The sequence below is a fragment of the Enterobacter chinensis genome (assembly GCF_034008295.1).
GTDB classification, from domain to species: domain Bacteria; phylum Pseudomonadota; class Gammaproteobacteria; order Enterobacterales; family Enterobacteriaceae; genus Enterobacter; species Enterobacter chinensis.
The window spans coordinates 273773-295599 of record NZ_JARDVI010000001.1 but is presented as its reverse complement, the minus strand read 5'-3'; the positions used below and the strand labels follow the sequence as shown (position 1 = coordinate 295599).

Genomic DNA, 21827 nt, shown 5'->3' with positions numbered 1-21827 from the left:
ATGGCAACCTACGATCTCATCGAAAGGCTGAACAGCACCTTTCGCGAAATAGAACACGAGTTACTCACTCTGACAGAACGTTTGCAGACCTGCCGTCTGCTGGCCGCGCGCGTCTTTACCCTGCCCGACGTGGCCAAAGGAGCCGAGCACGATCCGCTGGATACCATCGAGGTGAAACAGCACATCGGCAGCGCCGCATGTGAGCTGGCGATGAAACACTATCGCCATCTCTTTATCCAGCAGCAGTCAGAACAGCGCAGCAGCAAGGCGGCCGTACGTCTGCCTGGCGTGATCTGCCTGCAAACCGATGCCGCAGCGCGCGAGGCGCTTGAAACCCAGATTGCCCATATCAATACCCTGAAAGCGACGTTTGAAAAGATCGTCACCGAAGAGTCGGGCCTGGCCCCTGCCGCCCGGTTTGAGTGGGTACACCGTCAGCTTCCGGGGCTGATTACCCTGAATGCCTACCGCACGCTGACGGTTCTGCACCACCCCGCCACGCTGCGCTTCGGCTGGGCGAATAAACACATTATTAAAAACTTTACCCGGGACGAGATTCTGGCGCTGCTGGAAAAAAGCCTGAAGACGCCGCGCACCGTCGCGCCGTGGTCGCGTGAACAGTGGATCGAACGCCTGGAGCAGGAGTACCACAGCATCGCCTCGCTACCGGCGGACACGCGCCTCAAGATCAAGCGACCGGTGAAGGTGCAGCCTATCGCCCGCGTCTGGTATTCCGGTCAGCAAAAACAGGTGCAGTATGCCTGCCCGACGCCGCTGATTGCGCTTTATGATGCCGAACAAGGGGCCGTCGTGCCGGATATTGGAGAACTGTTGAATTACGATGCTGAAAATGTCCAGCACCGTTACAGACCTCAGGCGCAACCGCTACAGCTGATTATTCCACGGTTGCACCTGTACGTGGCGGGATGATTATTTCAGACTGCCGACCATCGCTTCCGGGCGTACCCAGGCGTCGAACTCCGCCTCCGTCAGATAGCCCAGCGCCAGGGCGGAGGCTTTAAGCGTCAGCCCCTCTTTATGCGCTTTCTTGGCGATCTCGGCGGCTTTGTCGTAGCCGATATGGGTATTGAGTGCGGTCACCAGCATTAATGACTCATTCAACAGCTGGCTGATGCGCTCGCGGTTTGGCTCAATGCCCACCGCACAGTGCTCGTTAAAGCTCTCCATCCCGTCCGCCAGCAGACGAATGGATTGCAGAACGTTGTGGATCACCATCGGGCGATAGACGTTCAGCTCGAAGTTGCCGGATGCCCCGCCCATATTGACGGCCACGTCGTTGCCCATCACCTGACAGCAGAGCATGGTCATGGCTTCGCACTGGGTCGGGTTCACTTTACCCGGCATGATAGAGCTGCCCGGCTCGTTTTCCGGAATGCTGATTTCACCAATGCCACAGCGAGGGCCGGAAGCCAGCCAGCGCACGTCGTTGGCAATTTTCATCAGCGAGGCCGCCAGCCCCTTCAGGGCACCGTGGGTGTGAACCAGCGCATCGCAGGTCGCCAGGGCCTCGAACTTATTGGGTGCGGTGACAAACGGCTGCCCGGTAATGGCTGCAAGCTCCTCAGCCACGCGCACCGCGTATTCAGGATGGGTATTTAACCCGGTACCGACCGCCGTACCGCCGAGCGCCAGCTCCGCCAGATGCGGCAGGCTGTAATCAATATGTTTCAGGTTATGTTCCAGCATCGCCACCCAGCCGGAAATCTCCTGACCGAGCGTCAGCGGCGTGGCGTCCTGAAGGTGCGTACGGCCAATTTTAACGATGTCGCGGAAAGCCTTCGCCTTATCGTTGAGCGTGGATTTTAGGACGTTTAGCTGGGGGATAAGCTGTTCGCGAATAGCGATCACCGCCGCCACGTGCATCGCCGTGGGGAATACGTCGTTAGAGCTCTGGCTTTTGTTCACGTCATCGTTTGGATGGACCTTGCGCTCCATGCCGCGTACGCCACCCAGCAGCTCGCTGGCCCGGTTTGCCAGCACTTCGTTCATATTCATATTGCTTTGGGTGCCGGAACCGGTCTGCCAGATGGCGAGGGGGAATTCGTCGGGATGCTTGCCCGCCAGCACTTCGTCGGCGGCATTAATGATGGCGGTGGCCTTGTCTGCCGCCAGCAGGCCTAAATCCTGGTTGACTTTCGCGGCTGCACGTTTGGTAAGAGCCAGCGCCTGGATCAGCGAAACGGGCATTTTTTCGGTCGAAATACGGAAATGTTCCAGCGAACGCTGGGTTTGCGCGCCCCATAGCTTGTCGGCCGGAACTTCGATTGCGCCCATAGAGTCTTTCTCATGGCGTACCGTTGTCATTACTTTCTCCTTGATAACACTGTCGGGATTGCTCACATGCTTAAGGGATAAGTATTGATGACTTCTGAGAAACGATATGGCGCTTTGTGCGCTCTTTTTGGTGTCGGGTGGCGCTGACGCTTACCCGCCCTACCAGACTCGTAGGCAGGGTAAGGCGCAGCCGCCACCCGGCAATTTACAGAATTACTTCACACATGCCGAACACTGAGAGGACTGGATCTGTTTGAAGAAGTCGTTACCTTTGTCATCCACCAGTATAAACGCCGGGAAATCTTCCACTTCAATTTTCCAGATCGCTTCCATACCCAGTTCCGGGTATTCCACGCACTCCAGGCTCTTGATACTGCCCTGCGCCAGGACCGCAGCCGGGCCGCCGATGCTGCCCAGGTAGAAACCGCCGTGCTTGTGGCAGGCGTCCGTCACCTGCTGGCTACGGTTGCCCTTCGCCAGCATGATCATGCTGCCGCCGTTGGCCTGCAGCTGGTCAACGTACGAGTCCATACGCCCTGCCGTGGTCGGGCCTAACGAGCCGGAGGCATAGCCTTCAGGCGTTTTCGCCGGGCCCGCGTAGTAGATCGGGTGATCTTTAATGTACTGCGGCAGCCCTTCGCCGTTGTCCAGACGCTCTTTCAGCTTCGCGTGCGCGATGTCGCGGCCTACGATAATCGTGCCGTTCAGGGAGAGACGGGTCGAGACCGGATACTGCGAAAGCTGCGCCAGGATCTCTTTCATCGGACGGTTGAGGTCAACGCGAACCGCTTCACCCTCGCCCGCTTTACGCAGTTCTTCCGGGATGTATTTGCCTGGGTTGTTTTCCAGTTTTTCGATCCACACGCCTTCGCGGTTGATCTTCGCCTTGATGTTGCGATCCGCAGAGCAGGACACGCCCATCCCGACCGGGCAGGATGCACCGTGACGCGGCAGACGGATAACGCGCACGTCATGGGCAAAGTATTTGCCGCCAAACTGCGCGCCGAGGCCCAGATTGCGCGCTTCTTCCAGCAGCTCCTGCTCAAGCTGAACGTCGCGGAACGCCTGGCCGTGCTCGTTACCTTCGGTTGGCAGACCGTCGTAGTATTTGGTTGAGGCCAGCTTCACGGTTTTCAGCGTGCTTTCCGCAGACGTACCGCCAATGACAAACGCGATATGGTACGGCGGGCACGCGGCGGTGCCGAGCGTGCGCATTTTCTCAACCAGGTAGTTCTTCAGCTTACCCGGGGTGAGGAGCGCTTTGGTTTCCTGATAGAGATACGTTTTGTTGGCTGAACCGCCGCCTTTGGCGATACAGAGGAATTTGTACTCGTCACCGTCCACGCTGTAGAGATCGATCTGTGCAGGCAGGTTGGTACCGGTGTTGACCTCTTTATACATATCCAGCGCCGCGTTTTGCGAATAGCGCAGGTTGTCTTCGATGTAGGTGTTGTAAACGCCATGCGCCAGCGCTGCTTCATCACCGCCGCCGGTCCAGACGCGCTGGCCTTTTTTGCCGACGATGATCGCCGTGCCGGTGTCTTGACAGGTTGGCAGAACACCTTTCGCCGCGATGTCTGAGTTACGCAGGAACTGCAGAGCAACGTATTTATCGTTTTCGCTGGCCTGCGGGTCGCTCAGGATATCGGCAACCTGCTGCTGATGCGCAGGGCGGAGCATAAACGAGGCGTCGTGGAAAGCGTGCTGCGCCAGCAGCGTCAGCGCCTGCGGATCAACCTTGAGGATCTCTTGTCCTTCAAACTCAGAGACGGAGACGTGATCGCGGGTTAACAGGTAATACTCGGTCTGATCCTTACTGAGGGGGAAAGGATCCTGATAATGGAAGGGTTTATTCGACATTGGTCTCTCACTTACTGCTTCGGTCTGATTATTCAGGGCAGATGTTCCGCTGCCCGGCTTAAAAGCGAGTCAGCTTATCCTACACAATTTTTTAACAAAAACTGAGACTAGTACGACTTTTTACATCCACAGGTTACTTCCATGAGGTTTATTGCTTTAATACCCGGAGTTAATTCCATAATTGAATCAGGGCTTGATAATGCAAAAACTCATTAACTCGGTGCAAAACTACGCCTGGGGAAGTAAAACTGCGTTAACGGATCTCTACGGTATCGCCAACCCGAACAACCTGCCGATGGCAGAACTGTGGATGGGGGCTCACCCGAAGAGCAGCTCAAAAATTGAAGATGCCAGCGGCCAGGTACGCAGCCTGCGTGACGTAATTGATGCCGATAAAACCGCGCTGCTGGGCGACAAGGTAGCTCAGCGCTTCGGCGAACTGCCGTTCCTGTTTAAAGTGCTGTGCGCCGACCAGCCGCTCTCCATTCAGGTTCACCCGAACAAGAAAGCGTCTGAAATCGGCTTTGCGAAAGAGAACGCGGCGGGTATCCCGTTAGACGCCGCCGAGCGTAACTACAAAGATCCTAACCATAAACCGGAGCTGGTTTTTGCGCTGACCCCGTTCCTTGCGATGAATGCGTTCCGCGAGTTTTCAGAGATCATTTCCCTACTGCAACCGGTCGCGGGTGCCAACAAGGCTATCGCTCACTTCCTCGAAAACCCGAACGCAGACGCGCTGAGCCAGCTGTTTGCCAGCCTGCTGAATATGCAGGGGGAAGAGAAATCTCACGCGCTGGCGGTGCTGAAAACAGCTCTGGACAGCCAGCAAGGTGAACCGTGGAACACTATCCGCCTGATTTCCGAATTCTACCCGGACGACAGCGGCCTGTTCTCTCCTCTGCTGCTGAATGTGGTGAAGCTGAACCCGGGCGAAGCGATGTTCCTGTTTGCCGAAACCCCGCACGCTTATCTGCAGGGCGTGGCGCTGGAGGTGATGGCCAACTCCGATAACGTGCTGCGCGCGGGTCTGACGCCAAAATACATCGACATCCCGGAGCTGGTTGCCAACGTGAAGTTCGTGGCGAAACCTGCCGCAGAGCTGCTGACTCAGCCGGTCAAAAACGGCGCAGAGCTGGACTTCCCTATTCCGGTCGATGATTTTGCTTTCTCCCTGCACGACCTGAGCCAGACGGAAACGGCCATCGCACAGGAGAGCGCGGCGATCCTGTTCTGCGTTGAAGGTGAAGCTACTCTGCATAAAGGTAGCGAGCGTCTGGTGCTCAAACCGGGCGAGTCGGCTTTTGTTGCAGCGAACGAGTCGCCGGTTAGCGTGAGCGGCACCGGTCGTCTGGCGCGCGTTTTTAATAAGCTATAAGCACTTACTGAATTTTTTAACAACTCTTGCTAAGCTAGTGGCAGGCTTTATATCTCCGGGCGGTTTCAACCGCCTGGTTTCATTTTAGGGATAGTTGCAATGAAAAAATCGGTCGTAGCGGTTGGAGTGATTGTAGCGTTAGGCGTGGTCTGGACGGGTGCCTCCTGGTTTACCGGGAAACAGCTGGAAGGCCGTCTGGCTGAGATGGTGGCGCAGGCGAACGGAGAGATTAAGCGCAGCGCGCCGGAAGCAGGCCTTGAGCTGAGCTACCAGAATTATCAGCGCGGCGTGTTCACCAGCCATATGCAGCTGGTGGTGAAGCCGGTTGCCGGTACCGAAAACGGCTGGCTGAAACCGGGCCAAAGCGTGGTGCTGGATGAGGTGGTGAGCCACGGCCCGCTCCCGCTGGCACAGTTAAAATCGTTTAACCTGATCCCGTCGATGGCGTCCGTTCACACCGTGCTGGTGAACAACGACCTGACCAAACCGCTGTTTGACCTGGCGAAGAATGAATCACCTTTCGACATTAATACCCGCATCAGCTATGCCGGTGACACGAGTTCCGATATTGCCCTGAAAGCGCTGAACTACGAGAAAGAGAATGAGAAAGTCGCCTTTAGCGGCGGTAACTTCAAACTTGACGCTGACCGCGACGGAAACGTGCTCTCCCTGACGGGTGAAGCTGAAAGTGGCCTGGTCAATGCCGTGAACGAATATAACCAAAAAGTTCAGCTCACCTTCAACAACCTGAAAGCTGACGGCAACAGCCGAATGACCGATTTCAAAGAGCGTATCGGCGATCAGAAACTTTCTCTCGACAAGGTTGCGATTGCGGTTGAAGGCAAAGAGATGGCCGTGCTGGAAGGCATGGATATCAACGGTACATCCGACGTTTCCAAAGACGGTAAGAGCATCAACACGCAGCTGGACTACACGCTGAAGAGCCTGAAAGTACAGAATCAGGATCTGGGTACCGGCAAACTTTCGCTGAAGATCGGCAATATCGACGGCCAGGCGTGGCACGAATTTAGCCAGAAATACAGCAAAGAGAGCCAGGCGCTGCTGACCGATGCCGCGCTGCAGCAGAACCCTGAGGTGTACCAGCAGCAGGCAATGGCGGTACTGTTCAACAACCTGCCTATCCTGCTGAAAGGTGAGCCGGTGGTAACCGTTGCGCCGCTGAGCTGGAAAAACAGCAAAGGCGAAACCAACTTCAACCTGTCTCTGTTCCTGAAAGATCCGGCAACCGCAACGGGCGAACCGCAGACGCTGGCGCAGGAAGTGGATCGCAGCGTGAAGTCGCTCGACAGCAAGCTGACCATCCCAATGGATATGGCGACCGAGTTTATGACCCAGATTGCGAAGCTGGAAGGCTACGGCGATGAAGACGCCGGTAAGCTGGCGAACCAGCAGGTGAAAGGCCTGGCAGCCATGGGTCAGATGTTCCGCATCACGAAGGTGGACAACAACACGATTTCCACCAGCCTGCAGTATGCCAACGGCCAGGTAACGCTCAACGGCGATAAAATGCCGCTGGAAGACTTCGTCGGGATGTTTGGTATGCCGACGCTGGGGATGCCGGAACCGGCTGAACCCGCAGCGCCAGCCGAACCGGCAGCGCCGCAGCAGTAAACAACAAAACCCCTCGCATGAGGGGTTTTTTATTGCCCGTTAAAATTTCCATCCCGCCAGGAAATCCAGCAGCAGCGCGTTCACTTTCTCTGGCTGCTCCTCCTGCGGCAGATGACCGCACTCATCAATACCGTATGCCCGCAGGTTATCCGCCATTTCGGCCCAGACGCTTTGCATATCGAAGAGCTTGCCAACCGCGTGAAAATCATTGCCCCACAGCGACATTACCGGGCAGTTAATTTTCACGTCAGCGTCTGCCAGATCCTGCACCACATCCTCTGCGTTGGCGCGATAGTCAGCCATTGCGCCCCGCACGGCACCCGGCGCCTGATACGCGCGCACATAGGTGTCAAACGCCTCGCCGCTGATGGTTGACGGGTCGTAGGTCCAGTCCGAGAAAAAGTGGCGCAGCCATACGTTTTCTCGACCCGCAATCAGGGCTTCCGGCAGGTCGGGCACAAGATGAAACAGGAAGAACCAGTATGCACGCGCAATCGAAGCATTCAGATCGCGGGCCACAATACGCGTTGGCACGTTGTCCATCACCACCATGCGGTCGATTAACTCAGGATAATCTTTCGCAAAGCGGGTCGCAACCCGCGCCCCGCGATCGTGCCCTACCAGCACCACCTTCTCCAGACCCAGTACTCGCATCAGTTCCCGGATGTCACGCGCCATGTTCCGTTTATCATAACCGGAGGCCGGTTTATCCGTTTCCCCATATCCGCGTAGATCGGGCGCAATCACGCGATAGTGGCGGGATAAAGCCGGTATCTGGTGGCGCCAGGCATAGTTTGTTTCTGGAAAACCGTGCAGAAGAATAACCGGCGCGCCTTCACCCTCTTCGACCACAAACTGACGGATGCCGTTTGCCGTTACGGCGTAACTTTTCATGCGGTTAACCTCACTTTATTTCAGCAGAGGCACATGGGCCGCACGTTGATAAGGACCATAATTTACCGGGGTCCAGCGGTAGCCCTGCTGCCAGGCGGTGATATGCCCAATACCCGGGAAAGGCAGATGCGCCGCGGCCATCCACTCGCCGTCTTTCGCCAGCGCGTTAAATTCCTGCGCGCGGGATGAGACGGCTTTTTTCGAATCGACATCGAAACGAATAGACACTTCAGGATGCGGGAACTGGACGGCAGGAGCATGAATCAGGTCCCCAACGAAGTTAATGGCCGTTCCCTGTGAAGCAAACCGATAAACGGTGCTGCCGGGCGTATGGCCAATGGCATAGGCCGTCTGGACTTCAGGAATAGGCGAAGCGGGCGGAATAAAGGTTTTAAGATGTCCGGTGGCTTTATACACAGCCAATGCATTCCTGGCGATAGCGAAATAGGCTTTCGCATTCGCAGGCGCGCTCGCTTCCTTAGCCGGGTCGAGCCAGTAATCGGCCTCCCCCTGCGGCACATAAACGGTCGCATTGGGGAACAACGCCTTACCGTCCGCATCGCTCAGGCCACACACATGGTCAAGATGAAGGTGGGTCAGGAAAATCGTATCGACCTGCTCAGGCCGATAACCTGATGCGTTCATATTGCCGATAAGCTGGCCGGCGGTTTCCGCCATGCAGTGGCCACCCCCGCTGTCAATCATGACCAGGTGTTTACCGGTATTCACCAGAAAGGCGTTGAAGGCGGTAGGCATGCGCTCGGCATCGATTTTTTGTTGTGCCAGCAGTTTACGAACCGCGTCGGGTGAAAGGCCTTGTAACAGCGTGGGCGAAAGATCGTTATAGCCGTCGAACAGCGCCGTCACCTCGTACTCCCCTACGGCAAGGCGATAATAGCCGGGGACCTGCTGCTTCACCTGCGCGGGTGCATCTGCCCACGTCGCGCTCGCAAACATCAGGCCGCTGAACGCCAGAACCGTTTTCAACTTTTTCATCTTCACTCCAAATTCATGTTTATCAGGATGTGAAGAGACTATGGCAGCGTAACGATAAATAATGTAGATATGTAATTTGATAAGGCAGCATAACGAAAAACGATATAATGAGACTGGAAGATATTGAAGTTTTTGTTGAAGCCGTCAGGGCGGGTAGCCTCGCCGGCGCCGCACGACGGCTCTCCATGAGCGCTATGGCCGCGTCGTGTGCCCTGACGCATCTCGAAGCGGAGCTGGGGGTTCGGCTGGTACACCGCACCACGCGTTCGCTCTCGCCCACCAGCGACGGGGATATTTTTCTCCCTCACGCGCTGGCGCTCCTGGAAGATAAAAGCAACGCGCTTGCCGACCTGTTTCCCGACGGGACCCACCTTTCCGGACGCCTGCGCATTACCGCCTCAGCGGGGTTTGGCCGGAAGATCGTGGCTCCTATGCTGACCCGGTTCATGCAGCAGCATCCCGCCCTGCAGGTCGATTTACTCGCCACCGACGAACAGGTTGATATTGTCGGCAAAGGCATAGACGTGGCGTTACGCATTGCGCCGCTGCGCGATAACCGGCTGGTTGCCCATCGCCTTTGCCATAACCCTCGCGATCTCTGCGCCAGCGCGGAGTATCTTGCAGCAAACGGTTATCCAAAATCGTTTAACGAACTGGCGGCACACAGCTGTCTGACCACGTCAGACACGGTCCACTGGTCTTTCGAACAGGGCGAACTACGCTACAAGCAGAAGGTGTCGGGCCGATTCTCCGCGAACTCTGTCGAGGCCATTTTCGAAGCCTGCCTCGGCGGGATGGGCATCGCTAATTTATCTCGCTGGTACGTAGAACCGGCGTTCAGAGAGGGGAAACTCGTGCGCATCGTCCTGGAAGATGCCCAGCCGGAATCGCTGGCCGTGTGGGCGGTTTACCCGACCTCCCGCCTGATCCCGGCAAAAGTACGAAAGTTTGTGGAAGCCCTTGAGGCCGAGCTGCTGCTCAACCCGCTTACGCAACAGACCTGAGGTTATTTCGCCGTCACTAGCCGCGCCGCCACAATCTGGTGCCCGGCCTGAACATCCGTATTGTCGATGCGCTGCATGATCCTGTCCGCCAGCGTGTAGCCCATCTCCCGCGCAGGGGTCGTGGCCCAGACGATCGGGAGATCGTCGAGCGCGTTTTCGCCGACGTCGGCGAACGCCCCCAGCGCCACCTGATGGCCGAAGAACGTTTCTACCCCACCCTCGCCGCTCTGGCGTCCGGCGCGGATCAGTCCAAACCAGGCCCCCATAGCAATCACGTCGTTGTAGCAAATCACGGCGCTAATCGTCGGACTGCTTCGCAGTAGCGCGCCTATCGCTTCCGCTGCTTTCTTCTGGCTGGATTCACACTCCACGACCCATTCGCTGTGGAACGGCAGGCCGTATTTAATCAGCGTCGCGCAGTAGCCGCCTACCCGCTCGGCGCGCGTCAGGGACGAGCTTTTCCCGCCCAGCCAGGCGATGCGCTGATGCCCGCGACGAATAAGATGCTCGGTCAACATTTGCGCGGCCTGCATGTTATCCGGGCGCAGCGTATCGGCTTCGTCCAGGTAGCTGGCGCGAGAAGCAAACACCAGCGGTACGCCTTTTTCGGCGGCACGCTCACACAGCTCGCTGCCCACGCCCGACGCCCCGGCGACAATCACACCGTCCACTCCCTGGTTTAGCAGCATATCGAGCCGGGAAAGGAGCTGATCGGCCTCACGTCCGCCATGCAGCAAGAAGACCATTCGCCCCTGCGCTTCAAGCGCTTCGGTTAACCCTGCGGTCAGCTCCGCATAGAACGGCGACGTCAGGTCGCGGACAATCAGGCCAATCACCCCGCTTTGCCCGCCGCGCAGCGCCGACGCCTGGCGATTACGCACAAAGCCCAGCTGTTCAACCGCCTCGTTAACCCGCTGACCGGTTGCGGGCGAGATACGCCCTTTTCCGCTTAGCACCAGAGAAACGGTGCTGACGGAAACGCCCGCCGCCAGCGCGACATCGTTAATGGTGATTTTTTTCGCTACAGCCATGTGTCGGCGTGACTCCCTGAAATGAGATCGGTAAAACGTTTTATCAATACGTTATCTTTATACTACCAGTCAAAGCCTGAGAATGTGATTTAGCGCGCACTAAACTTTGATAAAACGTTTTATCTTCTCGCAGCATTGAGGCAGACAAACTGATTTTAACAATAAAGGAGTCGTTTTATGACGGCGAAAGCAGCACAAAAAATATCGCTGTGGGAATTTTTCCAGCAACTGGGTAAAACCTTTATGCTGCCCGTGGCACTCCTCTCGTTCTGCGGGATCATGCTCGGGATCGGCAGCTCGCTAAGCAGTAAAGACGTCATCACGCTGATCCCGTTCCTCGGCGCGCCCGCGCTGCAGGCGATCTTTATCTGGATGAGTAAAGTCGGCTCCTTCGCCTTCAGTTTCCTGCCCGTCATGTTCTGTATCGCTATCCCGCTGGGCCTGGCGCGCGAGAACAAAGGCGTCGCGGCGTTTGCCGGGTTTGTGGGTTACGCGGTAATGAACCTCGCGGTTAACTTCTGGCTCACCGCAAAAGGCATACTGCCTACCACCGACGCTGCGGTGCTCAAAGCCAACAATATTCAGAGCGTGATTGGCATCCAGTCTATTGACACCGGGATCCTCGGGGCGGTGATCGCCGGGGTGATTATCTGGATGCTGCACGAGCGCTTCCACAATATCCGTCTGCCGGATGCCCTGGCCTTCTTCGGCGGCACCCGCTTTGTACCGATTGTCACCCTCGTGGTCATGGGCCTGTTTGGTTTGATCATTCCGCTGATCTGGCCGGTCTTCGCGATGGGCATCAACGGCATTGGCCGCATCATTAACGGCGCGGGAGATTTTGGTCCGATGATCTTCGGTACCGGCGAGCGCCTGCTGCTGCCGTTTGGCCTGCAGCATATCCTGGTGGCCCTGATTCGCTTCACCGAAGCGGGCGGTACCATGGAGGTATGCGGTCACGATGTGAGCGGCGCGCTGACCATCTTCCAGGCGCAGCTGAGCTGCCCGACCACCCACGGCTTCTCCGAAAGCGCGACCCGCTTCCTGTCGCAGGGTAAAATGCCGGCCTTCCTCGGCGGCCTGCCCGGCGCCGCGCTGGCGATGTACCACTGTGCACGCCCGGAAAATCGTCATAAAATTAAAGGTCTGCTGATCTCCGGCGTGATCGCCTGCGTCGTGGGCGGTACCACTGAGCCAATCGAATTCCTGTTCCTGTTCGTTGCGCCGGTGCTGTATCTGATCCACGCGGTATTAACCGGTCTGGGCTTTACCGTGATGGCGGTGCTGGGCGTCACCATCGGCAACACCGACGGCAACGTGATCGACTTCGTGGTGTTCGGCATCCTGCACGGCCTGTCCACCAAGTGGTACCTGGTGCCGGTCGTGGCGGCTATCTGGTTCGCGGTGTACTACGGCATATTCCGCTTCGCAATCACCCGCTTTAACCTGAAAACGCCGGGTCGTGATGCGGATACCGCCACCAGCGTAGAACAGGCCGTTGCAGGGACCGTAGGTAAATCCGGCTATAACACTCCGGCCATTCTGGCGGCGCTGGGCGGTGCGGATAACATCACCTCTCTGGATAACTGCATTACCCGCCTGCGTCTGTCGGTGGCGGATATGTCAAAAGTCGACACCAACGCCCTGAAAGCCAACCGGGCTATTGGCGTGGTACAGCTTAATCAGCACAATTTGCAGGTAGTTATCGGCCCGCAGGTGCAGTCAGTGAAGGATGAGCTGACCACCCTGATGCGAACAGTAGAAGCCTGATGCCCCAGCCCCCTCACCATGAGGGGGTTTTACGTTAAGGAATAAAGCATGTTTGATTTCTCAACCGTCGTGGACCGTCACGGCACCTGGTGTACGCAGTGGGACTACGTCGCCGACCGCTTTGGTGCAGCCGATTTGCTGCCCTTCACCATCTCCGATATGGATTTCGCTACCGCCCCCTGTATTACCGACGCGCTGCATGAACGCATTAATCACGGGGTGTTCGGCTACAGCCGCTGGAAAAATGACGAGTTCCTGGCCGCCATCGCGCACTGGTTCCAGCAGCGCTTTAACAGCCGGATTGATACTGAAAGCGTTGTGTATGGACCTTCGGTCATCTATATGGTTTCCGAGCTGATACGGCTCTGGTCAACCCCTGGCGACGGCGTGGTGGTTCACACCCCGGCATATGATGCCTTTTACAAGGCCATTGAGGGCAATGCGCGTCATGTGGTGCCCGTTGAGATGCAAAAACAGCCGGCAGGCTGGCAAGGGAATATGGCTGCCCTTGAAGCCGCCCTGGCAAAACCCGAAAACAAAATTTTGTTACTGTGCAGCCCGCAAAACCCAACCGGCAAGGTCTGGACGCGGGATGAACTGACGCACATGGCTGAACTGTGCGCACGTTATGACGTGGCGGTCATCAGCGATGAAATCCATATGGACATGGTGTGGGGAGAGCATCGTCACACGCCGTGGAACGACGTCGCGCGCGGCAAATGGGCGCTTCTGACTTCCGGATCGAAAAGCTTTAATATTCCGGCGCTCACGGGCGCTTATGGCCTGATTGGCGATGAAGAGAGCCGTAATGGCTACCTCAGCGCGCTAAAAGGCCGCGACGGGCTATCTTCCCCCGCAGTGCTGGCGCTGACGGCCCATATTGCGGCCTATCAGCAGGGAGCGCCATGGCTGGATGCCTTACGCCGTTATCTCGAAGAGAATTTGTTGTATATCGCGCGCGAATTAAACAGCGCTTTTTCGAATCTGAACTGGCAGCCGCCGGAAGCGACCTATCTGGCCTGGATTGACCTGCGTCCGCTGAATATTGACGACCATGAGCTGCAAAAAGTACTGATCGAGCAGCAAAAGGTCGCCATCATGCCGGGATATACCTACGGTAAAGAGGGAATGGGTTTTGTGCGGCTTAACGCTGGCTGCCCGCGCAGCAAGCTGGAACAAGGGGTTCAGCGCCTGATTGCCGGGATTAACGCACTCCAGTAATCAATTTGCGCAACGGAATATTCCCTTGCGCAAATAGCTTTTTACCCCGTTTTGTTTTTATAATATGGCGCACTTTAACCAGAAAAGAGTGCGACCATGATTGATACACGCCTGCCTTTAACTGATATTCATCGTCACCTTGACGGTAACATTCGTGCCCAAACCATTCTCGATCTTGGCCGCCAGTTCAATTTAACGCTTCCCGCCCAGACGCTTGAGTCTCTGATCCCGCATGTACAAGTGACCTCTAATGAACCGGACCTCGTCAGCTTCCTGAGCAAACTCGACTGGGGCGTGAAGATGCTGGCCTCGCTGGATGCCTGCCGCCGCGTAGCCTTCGAGAATATTGAAGATGCGGCCCGCAACGGCCTGCATTACGTCGAGCTGCGCTTCTCGCCGGGCTATATGGCGATGACCCACAACCTGCCCGTTGCAGGCGTGGTAGAAGCCGTCATTGAAGGCGTCCGCGAAGGCTGCAAAACCTTCGATGTTCAGGCCCGTCTGATTGGCATTATGAGCCGCACGTTCGGCGAAGCAGCCTGTCTGCAGGAGCTGGAGGCGCTGCTGGCCCATCGCGATGCCATCACCGCCGTCGACCTCGCCGGCGATGAGCTGGGCTTCCCGGGCAGTCTGTTCCTCTCCCATTTCAACCGAGCGCGCGATGCCGGCTGGCACATTACCGTGCATGCGGGTGAAGCGGCAGGCCCGGAAAGTATCTGGCAGGCCATCCGCGAGCTGGGCGCCGAGCGTATCGGCCACGGCGTGAAGGCGGTCGAAGATCGCGCCCTGATGGATTTCCTGGCGGAACAGCGTATCGGGATTGAGTCGTGTCTGACGTCTAACATTCAGACCAGCACCGTCGCCTCACTTGACAAGCACCCGCTGAAAACATTCCTCGAGCACGGCGTGCTGGCCTCGCTGAACACGGACGATCCGGCGGTACAGGGGGTAGATATTATCCACGAGTACACCATCGCCGCACCGCAGGCGGGTTTGAGCCGCGATCAGATCCGCCAGGCGCAAATCAACGGGCTGGAGATCGCCTTCCTGACGCCTGAAGAGAAGCAGGCGCTGAAAGATAAAGTGGCTCGCGGTTGAGCATTTGCCGGGTAGCGGCTACGCCTTACCCGGCCTACAAAATTAGTTAAAACTTATGCCAGACAGAGCGTGGCGCGATGTTTGGCAGATTCGATGCCCAGCTCAATCAGCTCCATGATCTGAATCGCCTGGCTGGCCGGAACCGGATTCTCCCCCGTGCCGTTCAGCGCATCGCGGACGGTCGCATAATACGCCGGATAATTACCCGGGATCGTCAGCAACGTTTCCTCGACCAGCTCTTCACCTTCCACCCGCGTTACAACGCCGTCGCGCATGTCATAGCCCCAGTCTTCCTGCGGCAAACGTTCGCCGTTTTTCAGGCGGTCTTCCTGCGGATCGAGACCAAACTTCACGTAGCTCCCGCGCGTGCCGTGAATAATGTACCGGGCAGACTCTGCGGCTGCGACCATCGTACCGTGCAGCACAACCCGTCGCTGCGGGTAACTTAAAACAGCGTGGAAGTAATCGGTTGTCTGCGCCCCGGGCCTGAGCTGGGCCAGATCGACCGTCATGCTCACCGGCAGACCAAAAAGATTTACGGCCTGATCCAGCAGATGCGGGGCTAAATCGTACCAGATACCGCTGCCCGGACCGGCCTGCTCGCGCCAGCGGTTACGTACCTGCGGGCGGAAACGGTCAAAGTGCGATTCAAAAAAGGTAATCTCCCCTAACGTTCCTTCGCTGAGCAATGCTTTTACGGTCAGAAAGTCGCTGTCCCAGCGGCGGTTATGGAAAACCGACAGCAGCCTGCCCAGACCCTTTGCCAGCGCGTCCAGCTCACGCGCCTGTGACAGCGTGACGGTAAAGGGCTTATCGACAACCACGTGTTTACCTGCCTCCAGCGCGGCCTTTGCCAGCGGGAAGTGAGTATCGTTCGGCGTGGGGATAACGATTAAATCAATATTCGGATCGTTGAACAGATGTTTAGGCTCAGAGACAACCGGCACGGAAGGCCAGTCGGCATGGACTTTAGCGGCATCGCTGCTGGATACCGCCGAAAGCGCCATTCCCGGCGTTCCGGCTATCAGAGGCGCATGAAACGTTTTGCTCGCGTAGCCGTATCCAATTAGCCCGACGCGGATATTATCACTCATAGTGCCATCCTCTTTTATGACGTTCTTATTTCACACTGGCTAGCCTGGCTTTACCACAGATTAATAATGAGTCATATGACGTAAAATAGCAGGTTGTACCGGTTGTTTTTGTTACATAGTATTAACCTGCTGATTTTGTTTAAGGGAACCGTTCCCGAAGCGCTTGCCGTCGGGAAGCGCTCGCTGTAACATTTGCACCCAGTATTTATGGATAAAGTACAATTACGAATCATGACGTCAATTATTAATCGAATCATTGAATTAGCGGGATGGATTGTTCTTGGGGTATCGGTCATTTTGCTCGGCGTTGCCAGCCATATCGATAACTACCAGCCGCCGGAGCCTGTCACCGTCGCCCAACCTAAGTAACCGGTTACTGCAATAAAGAGTGACATAATATGTCAGTTACGTATTGCCAGCCCTGGTGAACACGGTTAACCTTCTCTTCCAGGCATCGTCTGATGCCTGAATTTCAGCAAAGAAAACTCCTAATTTCGTCGCGTTACCTGAGTGGGCTGTTTACGTCTTTATTAATCCGTTTATTATTCGAACGAATTACCTTAACTGGTATTACTCACTTTTATATGGAAACTTATTAATATGACAGTTCAGGACTATTTATTAAAATTTCGCAAGATCAATTCGCTTGAGAGCCTGGAAAAACTGTTTGACCATCTGAACTACACCCTGTCGGATAATCAGGACATCATTAATATGTATCGCGCCGCCGATCATCGCCGTGCGGAGCTGGTCTCCGGCGGTCGTTTGTTCAACGTGGGCGAAGTGCCTAAATCCGTATGGCGTTACGTTTTATAAGAAAGTAGCCATCCGCGCGAAATGTTATATACTCTCCGCCCTGCAAACTGGCTGTACAACATTTCGCGCAGATTATGGGAGAGTTCATGACCGCAACGCCTGGAGAACGCATTGGAGGCTGGTTAATCGCCCCACTGGCATGGCTGCTGGTTGCTTTATTAAGCGCATCACTTGCGCTGCTGCTTTATACTACCGCGCTGATTACCCCTCATGCTATCCAGACCCTGATGTCGCAAAGCGTGCTTAATATTGCGCTGTGGTTTGTGTCGTTCGTTTTCGCGATAGGGATGTGGTACTACACGCTATGGCTGACGATCGCCTTCTTTAAGCGCCGTAAGAGCGTGCCTAAACACTACATTATCTGGCTGCTGATTTCGGTCCTGCTGGCGGTGAAGGCGTTTGCTTTTTCGCCCGTATCAGACGCTCTGGCCGTCCGTCAGCTGCTTTTCCCGTTGCTGGCTACGGCGCTGCTGGTGCCCTACTTCAAGCGTTCGACGCGGGTGAAAAACACCTTCGTGAACCCGTAATAACCTTACAGATAACCTGTTGTCGCCTGCGTGGGTTTGTCCGATAATAGGCGGCTTTTTTATTTCAGGCTAAATAATGACCGATTACTTACTGCTCTTTGTCGGCACTGTGCTGGTTAACAACTTCGTTCTGGTGAAGTTCCTTGGCCTGTGTCCGTTTATGGGCGTTTCCAAAAAGCTGGAAACGGCTATGGGGATGGGGCTGGCGACGACCTTCGTCATGACGCTGGCATCTATCTGCGCGTGGTGGATTGATACCTGGATCCTCATCCCGCTGGGGTTAACCTATCTCCGTACGCTGGCCTTTATTCTGGTTATCGCGGTGGTGGTGCAATTTACCGAAATGGTGGTGCGCAAAACCAGCCCGGCGCTCTATCGCCTGCTGGGTATCTTCCTGCCGCTGATCACCACCAACTGTGCCGTACTGGGCGTGGCGTTGCTGAACATCAACCTTGGCCATAACTTTATGCAATCGGCGCTGTATGGTTTTTCTGCGGCGGTCGGTTTCTCGCTGGTCATGGTGCTGTTCGCCTCTATTCGCGAGCGCCTGGCGGCAGCGGATATTCCTGCGCCCTTCCGCGGTAACGCGATTGCGCTGGTGACCGCAGGTTTAATGTCTCTGGCCTTTATGGGCTTTAGTGGTCTGGTGAAGTTGTAATGAATGCTATCTGGATTGCCATCGCCTCTATCAGCGTCCTGGGATTGGTGTTTGGCCTTATCCTGGGTTACGCCTCCCGCCGTTTCGCGGTAGAGGACGATCCTGTTGTTGAGAAAATTGATGAGCTTTTGCCACAAAGCCAGTGCGGGCAGTGTGGCTACCCCGGCTGTCGCCCCTATGCCGAAGCGGTAGGGATTCAGGGTGAAAAAATTAACCGCTGTGCGCCCGGCGGCGAAGCGGTGATGCTGAAAATAGCGGCCCTCCTTAACGTTGATCCGCAGCCTGTTGACGGCGATGCGGACGTGCAGGAGCCGGTACGCGCCCTGGCCGTGATCGACGAAGCGAACTGCATCGGCTGCACCAAATGTATTCAGGCCTGCCCTGTTGACGCCATTGTTGGCGCAACCCGCGCCATGCACACCGTGGTGGCGGATCTGTGCACCGGCTGTAACCTCTGCGTGGCCCCCTGCCCGACGCAATGTATCGAGTTGCGCCCGGTTGAAACGACTACCGAAAGCTGGAAGTGGGATCTTCAAACCATTCCGGTTCGCAATATTCCTGTGGAACAACATGCTTAAGTTATTTTCTGCTTTCAGAAAAGAGAAGATTTGGGACTTTGACGGCGGTATTCATCCACCGGAGATGAAAACCCAGTCCAACGGCACCCCGCTGCGTCAAATTCCGCTGGCGACGCGCTACGTCATGCCGCTCAAGCAGCACATCGGTGCCGAGGGTGAACTGTGCGTGAAAGAAGGCGATACCGTCCTTCGCGGCCAGCCGCTGACCTTTGGTCGCGGACGTATGCTGCCGGTACACGCCCCAACCTCCGGTAAAGTGGTGGCCATCGCTCCTCATACGGTGGCTCATCCGTCAGCGCTCTCCGAACTGAGCGTGATTATTGAACCCGACGGCGAAGATCGCTGGATCGATCGTGACGGCTGGAGCGACTACCGCTCCCACAGCCGCGAAGCGCTTATCGAGCGAATTCATCAGTTCGGCGTTGCCGGTCTGGGAGGCGCGGGCTTCCCTACTGGCGTCAAACTGCGCGGCGGCGGCGATAACATTCAGACGCTGATTATCAACGCCGCCGAATGCGAACCGTATATCACCGCCGACGACCGTCTGATGCAGGATTGTGCTGCCCAGGTGGTGGAAGGTATCCGCATCCTTGCGCACATTCTGCAGCCGCGGGAAGTGCTGATTGGTATCGAAGACAATAAACCGCAGGCTATCTCTATGCTGCGCGCCGTGCTGGCCGGTAGCCATGATATTGCCCTGCGCGTCATTCCGACCAAATACCCCTCTGGCGGCGCAAAACAGCTGACGCAAATTCTCACCGGCAAGCAGGTTCCGCACGGCGGACGCTCTTCGGATATCGGCGTGCTGATGCAGAACGTTGGTACCGCTTACGCCGTGAAACGTGCGGTGATGGACGGCGAGCCGTTAACCGAGCGCGTCGTGACGCTGACCGGGGAATCGGTCTCTCGCCCGGGCAACGTCTGGGCGCGTCTGGGTACGCCGGTGCGTCACCTGCTGGAGCAGGCTGACTTCTGCCCGGGCAGCGACCAGATGGTGATCATGGGTGGCCCCCTGATGGGCTTTACCCTGCCATGGCTCGATGTCCCGGTGGTTAAAATTACCAACTGTCTGCTCGCACCTTCACCGACCGAGATGGGTGAAGAGCAGGAAGAGAAAGGCTGCATCCGCTGTAGCGCCTGCGCCGATGCCTGCCCCGCGGATCTGCTCCCGCAGCAGCTGTACTGGTACAGCAAAGGCCAGCTGCACGATAAAGCGAAGGCCCATAATCTGGCTGACTGCATCGAATGCGGCGCCTGCGCCTGGGTCTGCCCAAGCAACATTCCGCTGGTGCAATATTTCCGCCAGGAGAAGGCTGAAATTTATGCCATCTCGATGGAAGAAAAACGCGCAGCGGAAGCTAAAGCGCGCTTTGAAGCACGTCAGGCGCGACTCGAACGCGAAAAAATCGCCCGTCAGGAGCGCCATAAGCAGGCTGCCGTTCAACCTGGCGAGAAAGATCAGGATGCCATCAACGCCGCGCTGGCGCGCGTTCGCGAGAAAAAAGCCACCGCGGCGCAGACTGTTATCATTCCGGCGGGCGAGAAACCTGACAACAGCGAAGCGATCGCCGCACGTGAAGCACGTAAGGCCGCAGCGCGCGCCCGTCAGGCTGAAAAAGCGCAAACGGCCGAGGCAAATGCTGAAGTCGATCCACGTAAAGCCGCCGTTGAAGCGGCGATTGCCCGCGCCAAAGCCCGCAAAGCCGGAGAGCAGCAGGTAGTGGTTGAACAGGAAGCGGTGGATCCGCGTAAAGCCGCCGTCGAAGCGGCAATTGCCCGCGCCAAAGCCCGTAAGGCAGCGCAGCAGGAAGAGCAACCGCAGGCCGCCAACGATGACCCACGCAAGGCCGCCGTTGCCGCCGCCATCGCGCGCGTTCAGGCGAAGAAAGCCGCACAGAAAGCAGTTAACGAGGATTAAATGGTTTTCAGAATCGCAAGCTCCCCTTACACCCACAATCAGCGCCAGACGTCGCGCATTATGATGCTGGTCTGCCTGGCGGCGCTGCCGGGCATTGCCGTTCAGTGCTGGTTTTTCGGCTGGGGAACCCTGTTCCAGATAATCCTGGGCTGTGCCAGCGCCTTAGCAGCGGAAGCCCTTGTGCTTAAGCTACGCAAGGTGGCTGTGGCCCGCATTCTTGCCGACAACTCGGCGCTGCTGACCGGCCTGCTGCTGGCCATCAGTATCCCGCCGTTTGCACCGTGGTGGATGGTGGTCCTCGGGACCGTTTTTGCCGTGATTATTGCCAAGCAGCTGTATGGTGGCCTGGGCCATAACCCGTTTAACCCGGCGATGATTGGCTACGTGGTGCTGCTGATCTCCTTCCCTGTGCAGATGACCAGCTGGCTGCCACCGCACGAGATTGCGGCCACGGTTCCGGGCTTTATGGATGCCCTGCACGTTATCTTCACCGGCCATACGGCGCTCGGCGCGGACATGAACGCTTTGCGTATGGGCGTGGACGGCATTAGTCAGGCGACGCCTCTCGATACGTTTAAAACCTCCCTGCATGCCGGGCACAGCGTTGAGCAGATTATGAAATCCGCCATCTACAGCGGCATGCTGGCGGGTGCCGGCTGGCAGTGGGTCAACCTGGCGTATCTGCTGGGAGGCCTGTTCCTGCTGCAGCAAAAAGCGATTCGCTGGCATATCCCGGTCAGCTTCCTCGTGACGCTGGCGGTCTGCGCCACGCTGGGCTGGGTATTCTCTCCTGAATCACTGGCCAGCCCGCAGATGCACTTGCTCTCCGGTGCGACCATGTTAGGGGCCTTCTTTATCCTGACGGACCCCGTTACGGCGTCAACGACTAACCGCGGGCGCCTGATTTTCGGCGCGCTGGCAGGCTTGCTGGTATGGCTCATCCGCAGTTTTGGTGGATACCCGGACGGCGTGGCCTTTGCTGTCCTGCTCGCCAACATTACCGTTCCGCTCATCGACTACTACACGCGTCCGCGCGTGTACGGCCACCGCTAAGGGTTTC

20 protein-coding genes are annotated in these 21827 nt (G+C 56.9%); 14 read left to right on the top strand and 6 right to left on the bottom strand.

All coding sequences use genetic code 11. From position 1 onward, the window contains the following. Window positions 1–930, top strand: a complete 930-nt coding sequence (tus, locus tag PYW49_RS01520; protein WP_320385428.1) for a DNA replication terminus site-binding protein — start codon at window positions 1–3, stop codon at window positions 928–930. On the opposite strand, the gene fumC is transcribed toward tus, so the two are convergent. Both fumC and fumA read right to left on the bottom strand, forming a co-directional pair. Further along, window positions 931–2325, bottom strand: coding sequence for a class II fumarate hydratase (fumC, locus tag PYW49_RS01515; RefSeq protein WP_320385427.1), 1395 nt, complete (start codon window positions 2323–2325; stop codon window positions 931–933). Window positions 2326–2508: 183 nt separating this feature from the next. After that, on the bottom strand, window positions 2509–4155 hold the full coding sequence (gene fumA, locus PYW49_RS01510) for a class I fumarate hydratase FumA (RefSeq protein ID WP_320385426.1): 1647 nt from the start codon (window positions 4153–4155) through the stop codon (window positions 2509–2511). 199 nt (window positions 4156–4354) lie between these two features. Here fumA and manA point away from each other — a divergent pair, with 199 nt between their 5' ends. Together manA and PYW49_RS01500 are read left to right on the top strand one after the other, a co-directional pair. Then, window positions 4355–5530, top strand: a complete 1176-nt coding sequence (gene manA, locus PYW49_RS01505; protein ID WP_320385425.1) for a mannose-6-phosphate isomerase — start codon at window positions 4355–4357, stop codon at window positions 5528–5530. 99 nt (window positions 5531–5629) lie between these two features. Further along, entirely contained in the window at window positions 5630–7162 is a 1533-nt protein-coding gene (locus tag PYW49_RS01500; protein WP_320385424.1) for a YdgA family protein, read from the top strand. 39 nt (window positions 7163–7201) lie between these two features. Here the strand turns inward: PYW49_RS01500 and PYW49_RS01495 are convergent, their stop codons facing one another. Both PYW49_RS01495 and PYW49_RS01490 read right to left on the bottom strand, forming a co-directional pair. Continuing rightward, window positions 7202–8056, bottom strand: coding sequence for an alpha/beta fold hydrolase (locus PYW49_RS01495; RefSeq protein ID WP_320385423.1), 855 nt, complete (start codon window positions 8054–8056; stop codon window positions 7202–7204). A gap of 15 nt (window positions 8057–8071) precedes the next feature. Next, window positions 8072–9052, bottom strand: a complete 981-nt coding sequence (locus PYW49_RS01490) for an MBL fold metallo-hydrolase (protein WP_320385422.1) — start codon at window positions 9050–9052, stop codon at window positions 8072–8074. A gap of 107 nt (window positions 9053–9159) precedes the next feature. On the opposite strand from PYW49_RS01490, the gene PYW49_RS01485 reads away from it, so the two are divergent. After that, window positions 9160–10056, top strand: a complete 897-nt coding sequence (locus PYW49_RS01485; RefSeq protein WP_320385421.1) for a LysR family transcriptional regulator — start codon at window positions 9160–9162, stop codon at window positions 10054–10056. A 2-nt stretch (window positions 10057–10058) separates the two neighbouring features. On the opposite strand, the gene PYW49_RS01480 is transcribed toward PYW49_RS01485, so the two are convergent. Then, a complete protein-coding gene (locus PYW49_RS01480) occupies window positions 10059–11087 on the bottom strand; it encodes a Mal regulon transcriptional regulator MalI (protein WP_320385420.1) in 1029 nt (342 codons plus the stop codon). Window positions 11088–11264: 177 nt separating this feature from the next. Between PYW49_RS01480 and malX the strand changes: the two genes are divergently transcribed. From malX to add, 3 genes are all read left to right on the top strand, one after another. Beyond that, complete coding sequence (gene malX, locus PYW49_RS01475) at window positions 11265–12857, top strand: maltose/glucose-specific PTS transporter subunit IIBC (protein ID WP_320385419.1); 1593 nt, start codon at window positions 11265–11267, stop codon at window positions 12855–12857. Between the two features lie 48 nt (window positions 12858–12905). After that, window positions 12906–14078 carry a MalY/PatB family protein gene (locus PYW49_RS01470; RefSeq protein WP_320385418.1) on the top strand — a complete coding sequence of 391 codons (1173 nt, stop codon included), beginning with the start codon at window positions 12906–12908 and terminating at the stop codon, window positions 14076–14078. A gap of 96 nt (window positions 14079–14174) precedes the next feature. Further along, on the top strand, window positions 14175–15176 hold the full coding sequence (add, locus tag PYW49_RS01465) for an adenosine deaminase (RefSeq protein ID WP_320385417.1): 1002 nt from the start codon (window positions 14175–14177) through the stop codon (window positions 15174–15176). A gap of 53 nt (window positions 15177–15229) precedes the next feature. On the opposite strand, the gene PYW49_RS01460 is transcribed toward add, so the two are convergent. After that, entirely contained in the window at window positions 15230–16270 is a 1041-nt protein-coding gene (locus PYW49_RS01460) for an oxidoreductase (protein WP_320385416.1), read from the bottom strand. A 243-nt stretch (window positions 16271–16513) separates the two neighbouring features. Here PYW49_RS01460 and blr point away from each other — a divergent pair, with 243 nt between their 5' ends. From blr to rsxD, 7 genes are all read left to right on the top strand, one after another. Beyond that, the gene (gene blr, locus PYW49_RS01455; protein WP_168112406.1) at window positions 16514–16639 is read left to right on the top strand and encodes a division septum protein Blr; all 126 of its coding nucleotides are present in this window, start codon (window positions 16514–16516) and stop codon (window positions 16637–16639) included. A gap of 231 nt (window positions 16640–16870) precedes the next feature. Beyond that, the gene (gene ydgT, locus PYW49_RS01450) at window positions 16871–17086 is read left to right on the top strand and encodes a transcription modulator YdgT (protein WP_013096896.1); all 216 of its coding nucleotides are present in this window, start codon (window positions 16871–16873) and stop codon (window positions 17084–17086) included. A gap of 86 nt (window positions 17087–17172) precedes the next feature. Next, window positions 17173–17613 (top strand): DUF2569 domain-containing protein, encoded by a 441-nt coding sequence (locus tag PYW49_RS01445; protein WP_320385415.1) that lies wholly within the window; start codon window positions 17173–17175, stop codon window positions 17611–17613. A gap of 76 nt (window positions 17614–17689) precedes the next feature. Beyond that, window positions 17690–18271 (top strand): electron transport complex subunit RsxA, encoded by a 582-nt coding sequence (gene rsxA, locus PYW49_RS01440; protein WP_008500564.1) that lies wholly within the window; start codon window positions 17690–17692, stop codon window positions 18269–18271. After that, a complete protein-coding gene (gene rsxB / locus PYW49_RS01435) occupies window positions 18271–18849 on the top strand; it encodes an electron transport complex subunit RsxB (protein ID WP_008500565.1) in 579 nt (192 codons plus the stop codon). The genes rsxA and rsxB overlap by 1 nt, the downstream gene beginning before the upstream one ends. Further along, entirely contained in the window at window positions 18842–20767 is a 1926-nt protein-coding gene (gene rsxC / locus PYW49_RS01430) for an electron transport complex subunit RsxC (protein WP_320385414.1), read from the top strand. The genes rsxB and rsxC overlap by 8 nt, the downstream gene beginning before the upstream one ends. Beyond that, the gene (rsxD, locus tag PYW49_RS01425) at window positions 20768–21820 is read left to right on the top strand and encodes an electron transport complex subunit RsxD (RefSeq protein WP_320385413.1); all 1053 of its coding nucleotides are present in this window, start codon (window positions 20768–20770) and stop codon (window positions 21818–21820) included. It abuts the gene before it with no gap. Window positions 21821–21827 lie beyond the last annotated feature (7 nt).